Here is a 273-nt window from a genome sequence, read left to right as displayed (position 1 = left end):
CTCCCCGTCACGCTGGCGATCATCGTGCTGCTGTTCATGGTGCAGTCGCGCGGCACCGCCAAGATCGCGCAGTACTTCGGCCCGGTGATGCTGATCTGGTTCGGCGCGCTGGCCCTCGGCGGCCTCGTGCACATCATCGACGACTACCGCGTGTTCCAGGCGCTCAATCCGATCCTCGGCGTGCAGTTCGTTTTCACGCACGGCATCGTCGGCCTCTTGGTAATGGGCTTTGTCTTTCTCGCCGCGACGGGCGCTGAAGCACTTTACGCAGAC

Annotated in this window: 1 protein-coding gene; it reads left to right on the top strand. The window is 63.4% G+C overall.

All coding sequences use genetic code 11. The features are described 5' to 3' along the window. Positions 1 to 273: KUP/HAK/KT family potassium transporter (locus ACZ3HH_RS29965; protein ID WP_465810202.1), on the top strand; the 273-nt coding region annotated here is incomplete at both ends.

Source organism: Pseudomonas sp. PME37.24/025 (assembly GCF_055556615.1).
Note: the sequence above shows the minus strand (reverse complement) of the source record. Positions and strands in the feature narration are given on the sequence as shown.